The sequence below is a fragment of the Aeromicrobium sp. Leaf272 genome (assembly GCF_001422865.1).
Taxonomy (GTDB): Bacteria; Actinomycetota; Actinomycetes; order Propionibacteriales; family Nocardioidaceae; genus Aeromicrobium.
Map to the genome: position 1 here is coordinate 272036 of NZ_LMMY01000009.1, position 7089 is coordinate 279124.

The following is a 7089-nucleotide window of genomic DNA, read 5'->3' on the forward strand; positions in this document are numbered from 1 at the left end:
CCTGCGGCACCGGGTCGTCGCCGAACCGCCTCAGGTCGGCCTTGCTGAACGGTCGCACCCAGCAGAACATCGCCTTCTCGACGAACCAGGCGCGGTTGCCCCAGCTGGTGCGCTCGGCGACCTCCGGCAGCGCCAGGCACAGACGCTCGACGTCCTCGACGGTGGCCATGGGATCACGGTGCGGGTTGGCCGGCGGCGCGTCAAGCACGGGCGGGAACGACGACGGCGCCCACCCCCGAAGGGGCGGGCGCCGTCGACAACGCGTCGGTGCGACGACTCAGTGGTTGTGCCCGGCGTGGGCGTCACCCTCGTCGTCGGCCGGCTTCTCGGCCACCAGGGTCTCGGTGGTGAGCAGCATGGCGGTGATGGACGCGGCGTTGGCCAGCGCGGAGCGCGTGACCTTGACCGGGTCGAGGATGCCCTGCGCGAGGAGGTCCCCGTAGGTGTCGGTGGCGGCGTTGTAGCCCTCACCGGACTCGCGGACCTTCGACACGACGACCTCGCCGGAGACGCCGCCGTTGCGGGCGATCCACTCCAGCGGGGCGTCGGCACCCTTGCGCACGATGCGCACGCCGACGGCCTCGTCGCCGCTGAGCCCGAGGTCGCCCTCGAGCACCGAGACGGCGTGGACGAGGGCGGAGCCGCCACCGGCGACGATGCCCTCCTCGATGGCCGCGCGGGTCGCCGAGACGGCGTCCTCGATGCGGTGCTTCTTCTCCTTGAGCTCGACCTCGGTGGCCGCGCCGACCTGGATCACGCACACGCCGCCGGCCAGCTTCGCGAGACGCTCCTGGAGCTTCTCGCGGTCCCAGTCGGAGTCGGTGAGCTCGATCTCGGCCTTGATCTGGTTGACCCGGCCCTCGACCTCGGCGGTCTCGCCGCCACCGTCGATGATCGTCGTGTCGTCCTTGGTGACGACGACGCGACGGGCGGTGCCGAGCACCTCGAGGCCGACCTGGTCGAGCTTGAGCCCGACGTCGGGCGTGACGACCGTGGCGCCGGTGAGCGTCGCGATGTCCTGCAGCATGGCCTTGCGGCGGTCACCGAAGGCGGGCGCCTTGACGGCGACCGAGGTGAACGTGCCGCGGATCTTGTTGACGACCAGCGTGCTGAGCGCCTCGCCCTCGACGTCCTCGGCGATGATGAACAGGCTCTTGCCCGCGCCGATGACCTTCTCCAGGAGCGGGAGCAGCTCGGCGACCGAGCTGATCTTGCCCTGGTTGACGAGCACGTAGGGGTCGTCGAGGACGGACTCCATGCGCTCGGTGTCGGTGACCATGTACGGCGAGAGGTAGCCCTTGTCGAACTGCATGCCCTCGGTGAAGTCGAGCTGCGTGCCGAGCGTGTTGGACTCCTCGACGGTGATGACGCCGTCCTTGCCGACCTTGTCGAACGCCTCGGCGATGAGCTCGCCGATGTGCGCGTCGCGCGAGGAGACGGTGGCGACGTCGGTCATGTCCTTGATGTCGTCGACGTCGCGGGCGATCTCGTGCAGCTTCTCGCTGACGGCCTTGACCGCGGCCTCGATGCCCTTCTTCAGGCCGACCGGGTTGGCGCCGGCGGCCACGGCGCGCAGGCCCTCGTGGACCATCGCCTGGGCGAGCACGGTGGCCGTGGTGGTGCCGTCACCGGCGACGTCGTTCGTCTTGGTGGCGACCTCCTTGGCCAGCTGGGCTCCGAGGTTCTCGAACGGGTCGTCGAGCTCGACCTCACGGGCGACGGTGACACCGTCGTTCGTGATCGTGGGGGCGCCCCACTTCTTGTCGAGCACGACGTAGCGGCCCTTGGGGCCGAGGGTGACCTTGACGGTGTTCGCGAGGGCGTCGACGCCCCGCTCGAGGGCGCGGCGTGCGTCCTCGTCGAACTCGAGGATCTTGGGCATGTGATGCCTTCCTACGCATGGATCAGATGGGGTGCCCGGCGAGTGCCGGACAGAGTGCGCCGGGAGACCCGGCGGGTGACGTCAGGCGGTTCTGACGTGCGTGGCGCCCGACTGGCAAGGCGCCGTCGCGACGGCGACCTTGGAGCGGAGCGGTCGCCGAGCGACGAGCAACGCCGCCAGCCGGGATGCCACGTGCGTCAGAACGCGTCAGGAGACGACGGCGAGGACATCGCGGGCGGAGAGGATGAGGAACTCCTCGCCCGAGTACTTGACCTCGGTTCCGCCGTACTTGCTGAAGATGACCTTGTCGCCGACGTTGACGTCGAGCGGGACGCGGTTGCCGGAGTCGTCGATGCGACCGGGGCCCACGGCCACGACCTCACCCTCCTGCGGCTTCTCCTGGGCGGTGTCCGGGATGACGAGTCCGGATGCGGTGGTCTGCTCGGCCTCGACGGCCTTGATGACGAGACGATCCTCGAGCGGCTTGATGGTGACCGACACTGGTCGACCTCCCCTTCAACGTTGGTGGAATGACGGATGGAACGTGATGGGTGTGCACGCCGTCGCGGGGGTCGTGCACGGTTGGCAGTCTCGGTACCCGAGTGCCAGTTCCGAATCTAGCACTCACCCCTACTGAGTGCTAAAGGGTGTTCGCCGTCGGCGGACGCACGATCGTCCGCCGACCTGCGAGGAGGGAGCGCCGTTCGTGGCGGCTGGTTGGATGGGCGCGTGGACCTGGCGACGTTCGAGCGGCTGCAGACCGACGAGGGACGGGCGCTGGTGGCCGAGGTGCACCAGCGGGCCGGGGTCGAGTCCGACCTCGCCCTGGGCACGCGGCTGCGCCGCGCCCACGACGTCGAGCTGGTGGCGGCGGCCGTCACGCAGAACCACCTGCGCGGGCTCGCGCGCACCAAGCTGGGCGACGAGGCGGCGCGGATGTTCTTCACCCACGAGGCGCTGCAGCAGGCCACCCGTGGCTCGGTGGCCCGGCTGCGTGCCGAACGCCTCGCCGGCACGGGTGCCACGGCGGCACTCGACCTGGGCTGCGGCATCGGCTCGGACCTGCTCGCGCTCGCCCGCGCCGGCCTGCGGGTCCGGGGCGTGGAGCGCGACCCGGTGCGTGCCGCCATCGCCCGCGCCAACCTGGCCGCCCTCGACCTCGACGGCGAGGTGCTCTGCGCCGACGCCGCCGACGTTGACCCGACGGACGACGAGGTGGTGTTCCTCGACCCGGCCCGCCGCGACGACCGTGGCCGGGTGTTCGACCCCGAGGCGATGAGCCCGCCGTGGTCGGTCGTGGCGACACACCTGGCCGGTCGCGCGGTCGTGAAGACCCTCCCGGGCATCCCGCACGCGCTGGTCCCCACCGGCGTGGAGGCGCAGTGGGTCAGCGACGGCGGCGACCTGGTGGAGGCGTGCCTGTGGGGCGCCGGCCTCGACCTGACCGACCGCGCGCCGCGTCGCGCCACGGCCCTGCCCGGCGGTGACGACCTGGCCGGCGACGGCGCACCCGGCGACGTCGGCGAGCTGGGAGGCTGGCTGCACGAGCCGGACGACGCGGTGATCCGCGCCGGTCTCGTCGGAGGCCTGGCGGAGCGGATCGACGGCCAGCTGGTGGACCCGCGCATCGCATGGGTGACCACGGACGTCGACGTGCGCCATCCGCTCGCCCGCTCCTTCCGCGTGGTGCAGGAGCTGCCCTACCGCGAGAAGCAGCTCAAGGCGGCGCTCGTCGCGCTCGACGTCGGCACCCTGACGATCAAGAAGCGCGGCGTCGACGTCGTGCCCGAGCAGCTGGTCCGCCGCCTGCGGCTCAAGGGGTCCGTGCGCGCCACCGTGGTGCTGACCAGGGTGGACGACAAGGCCGTCGCCCTGCTCGTGGACCCGCTCCCCCGCTGAGCCGTCCGGCACCCCGCGCGGGTCCTAGGGTGGAGGCGTGCGGATCGACCTGAACGCCGACGTCGCGGAGTCGGCCGACGACCTGGCCCTGCTCGACGTCGTCACGAGCGCGAACGTGTGCTGCGGCGCCTACGCCGGCGGCGAGGAGCTCATGCTCGACGCGTGCGAGCGCGCGGTCGAGCGTGGCGTCGCGATCGGTGCGCAGGTGGGCTACCCCGACCGCGAGGGCTTCGGCCGACGCCCCCAGGAGCCGGCCACGGACGAGCTGGTCGACGAGCTGCGTGCCCAGATCGACCTGCTCGCCGAGGTGGCCGACGCCGTGGGTGGCCGCGTGGCCTACGTCAAGCCGCACGGCGCGCTGTACAACACCGTCGCGCACGACGAGCGGCAGGCGACGGCCGTGGTCGAGGCCGTGGGACCGTACGGGCTTCCGCTCCTCGGGCTGCCCGGGGCCGTCTCGCTGCGGCTCGCCGCCACCGAGGGGCTCCCGACCGTCGCCGAGGGCTTCGCCGATCGCGCGTACACCGCCGCCGGGACCCTCGTCCCGCGTGACCAGCCGGGCGCGGTGCTGGGCGACGTCGACGAGGTCGTGTCCCAGGCGCTGCGCCTCGCCGGCCAGGTCGACTCGCTGTGCGTGCACGGCGACTCCCCCGACGCGCTCGCCCTCGTCCGGGCCGTGCGCGCCGCCCTGGCGGAGGCCGGGCACGGGGTCGGACCGTTCGTGTGAGGGTGCTCGCGTGCGGGGAGGACGCCGTGCTCCTGGACTGCGACGACCTCGACGAGGCGCGCCGCCGCCACGCGGCACTGGTCGACCACCCCGACGTCGTGGAGGCCGTGCTGGGGGCGCGCACCGTGCTCCTGCGCGGTCGACCGTCGACGATGCGAGCGCTGGCCCGCAGCGTCCCTCCGGCGCCCACGGCGTCGACGTCCGGCGCGCGTGAGCACGTGGTCGACGTCGTCTACGACGGGCCCGACCTCGACGCCGTGGCCGAGGCGACTCAGATGAGCGTCGAGGCCGTGGTGGGCGCGCACACCGCAACACCCTGGACCGTCGCCTTCGGCGGGTTCGCCCCCGGCTTCGCCTACCTGGTCGACGGCGACCCGCGGCTCACGGTCCCCCGCAAGGACACGCCCCGGCCACGGGTTCCCGCCGGCGCCGTGGCCCTGGCCGGCGGGTTCAGCGGCGTCTACCCGCGGGAGTCGCCCGGTGGCTGGCAGTTGGTCGGACGCACCGACGTGGTGCTCTTCGACGTCGAGCGCTCCCCTGCGGCACTGCTCGCACCGGGCGACACCGTCCGCTTCCGCGCCGCCGGCCCCGGGGCCTCGCCGTGAGCCTGGTCGTCGTGCACCCCGGGCCCCTGACGCTCGTCCAGGACGACGGGCGACCGGGGCTGGCCGCGCAGGGGGTCGGCGCCGCGGGGGCCTTCGACCGGCGAGCCCTCCACCAGGCCCGGACCCTCGTGGGCGACGCGTCCGGCACCGCCGTCCTGGAGGTGCTCGGAGGCGGCCTCGAGCTGCGGGCCACGTCCGAGCACGTCGTCGCCGTGACGGGGGCGGTCGGGCCGGTGCTGGTCGACGGTGCTCCGGTCGAGCACGGTCGGGCGGTGCGCCTGGGCGCCGGGCGGCACCTCGCGGTCGCCGCGTTCGGCCACGGCCTGCGCGGCTACGTGGCGGTCGCCGGCGGCATCGACGTGCCTTCGACCCTGGGTTCGCGCAGCGCCGACACCCTCAGCCGGCTCGGACCACCGGCACTGACCTCCGGCGACGACATCGCCGTCGGGGAGACGCTCCAGGATCCGCCCGACGTCGCCCCCGTCCCGAGCCTGCTGACCCCCGGCACCACGACCGTCGAGGTGGTGCTCGGTCCGCGCGACGACTGGTTCACGCCCGACGCCCTGGCCGCGTTCCTCGGCACCGGCTGGGTCGTGTCCGAGCGGTCGGACCGCATCGGCGTCCGGCTGGACCACCCCGCTCCCGGTCGCACCGGCCTCGAGCGGGCCGTCGACGGAGAGCTGCCCAGCGAGCCGTGCGTGCGCGGCAGCGTGCAGGTGACGTCGGCCGGGCTCCCGGTCGTGCTCGGGCCCGACCACCCCGTCACCGGCGGCTACCCGGTCATCGGGGTGGTCACCGGCCGCGGCCTCGACCGCCTCGCGCAGGCTCGCCCGGGCGAGACCGTGCGCTTCCGCCGGCACACCCTGCCCTGACCGCGGCGCGGCCCGACCCGCGCCTGGGGCACCATCGAGGGCATGAGGCCCACCCACCGACCCGTCGAGGACGGCGTCGCCACCGACCTGGCGGGCGAGTCGACGTACGGCTCCTACCTGCGCCTGGACCTGCTGCTCGCCGCACAGCAGCCGGTCACCGACCACCACGACGAGATGCTCTTCGTCGTCCAGCACCAGGTGACCGAGCTGTGGCTCAAGCAGCTGGTGCACGAGCTGCGCTCGGCCATCGCGCTGATCGACGCCGACGAGCTCGCCCACGCGCTCAAGCGGCTGGCCCGCGTCAAGGCCGTCCAGCGACAGATGTTCGAGCAGTGGGGCGTGCTCGAGACGCTGACCCCCGTGGAGTACCTGCAGTTCCGCGACGCGCTCGGCAAGGCGTCGGGGTTCCAGTCGGCGCAGTACCGGACGGTGGAGTTCCTGCTCGGCAACAAGACACCGGCGATGGTCAAGGTGTTCGAGCACGAGCCCGACACCCAGGCGCAGCTGGCCGCCGACCTCGCCGCGCCCAGCCTCTACGACGCCTTCCTGGGCCACCTGGCCCGCCAGGGCCACGACGTGCCGCCCGCGGTCCTCGAGCGCGACCTCACGCAGCCCTACGAGCCGCACCCCGGCGTCGTGGAGGTGTTCCGCCGCGTCTACGCCGACCCCGAGCGCCACTGGGAGGTCTACGAGACGTGCGAGGAGCTCGTCGACGTCGAGGAGGGGTTCCACCTCTGGCGGTTCCGCCACCTCAAGACGGTGCAGCGGATCATCGGCCACAAGCGCGGCACCGGAGGCTCGAGCGGCACGTCCTTCCTGCAGCGCGCGCTCGAGCTGACGTTCTTCCCCGAGCTGCAGGACGTCCGCACCGCGCTCTGACCGCGGCCGCGCTCCCGGGCCAGCGCTCCCGTTTCGGACACGTCCGGGGCACTGTCCGGGGTGCAACTGCCCCGGAACTGTCCGAAACGGCGGTCGCCGGGCCCTACCGCCGCAGCACCTTCCGCGCCCAGGCGTTGCCGGCGAACTGCAGCACCTGCACGATGACGATGACCAGGAGGATCGCCGTCCACGTGACGTAGCCGTTGAACTGGCGCAGCCCGAAGG

General features: G+C 73.0%; 7 protein-coding genes. 5 read left to right on the forward strand and 2 right to left on the reverse strand.

Features of this window, described 5'->3' with window-relative positions; all coding sequences use genetic code 11:
• Positions 1–277: 277 nt before the first annotated feature.
• A complete protein-coding gene (gene groL / locus ASF38_RS02855) occupies positions 278–1882 on the reverse strand; it encodes a chaperonin GroEL (RefSeq protein WP_055963617.1) in 1605 nt (534 codons plus the stop codon).
• A 207-nt stretch (positions 1883–2089) separates the two neighbouring features.
• A complete protein-coding gene (groES, locus tag ASF38_RS02860; RefSeq protein ID WP_055963614.1) occupies positions 2090–2383 on the reverse strand; it encodes a co-chaperone GroES in 294 nt (97 codons plus the stop codon).
• A 228-nt stretch (positions 2384–2611) separates the two neighbouring features.
• Here groES and ASF38_RS02865 point away from each other — a divergent pair, with 228 nt between their 5' ends.
• Genes ASF38_RS02865 through ASF38_RS02885 form a run of 5 tightly spaced genes read left to right on the forward strand, consistent with a single transcriptional unit; the run spans position 2612 to position 6864 of the window.
• Positions 2612–3781: a methyltransferase domain-containing protein gene (locus ASF38_RS02865; RefSeq protein ID WP_056573521.1), complete on the forward strand. Its 1170-nt coding sequence runs from the start codon at positions 2612–2614 to the stop codon at positions 3779–3781.
• 37 nt (positions 3782–3818) lie between these two features.
• Positions 3819–4508, forward strand: coding sequence for a LamB/YcsF family protein (locus tag ASF38_RS02870; RefSeq protein WP_056573524.1), 690 nt, complete (start codon positions 3819–3821; stop codon positions 4506–4508).
• Positions 4509–4510: 2 nt separating this feature from the next.
• Positions 4511–5113: an allophanate hydrolase subunit 1 gene (locus ASF38_RS02875; RefSeq protein WP_369815158.1), complete on the forward strand. Its 603-nt coding sequence runs from the start codon at positions 4511–4513 to the stop codon at positions 5111–5113.
• Positions 5110–5985 carry a biotin-dependent carboxyltransferase family protein gene (locus ASF38_RS02880; RefSeq protein ID WP_055963600.1) on the forward strand — a complete coding sequence of 292 codons (876 nt, stop codon included), beginning with the start codon at positions 5110–5112 and terminating at the stop codon, positions 5983–5985. The genes ASF38_RS02875 and ASF38_RS02880 overlap by 4 nt, the downstream gene beginning before the upstream one ends.
• 42 nt (positions 5986–6027) lie before the next feature.
• Complete coding sequence (locus ASF38_RS02885) at positions 6028–6864, forward strand: tryptophan 2,3-dioxygenase (protein ID WP_055963597.1); 837 nt, start codon at positions 6028–6030, stop codon at positions 6862–6864.
• The last annotated feature ends 225 nt before the right edge of the window (positions 6865–7089 follow it).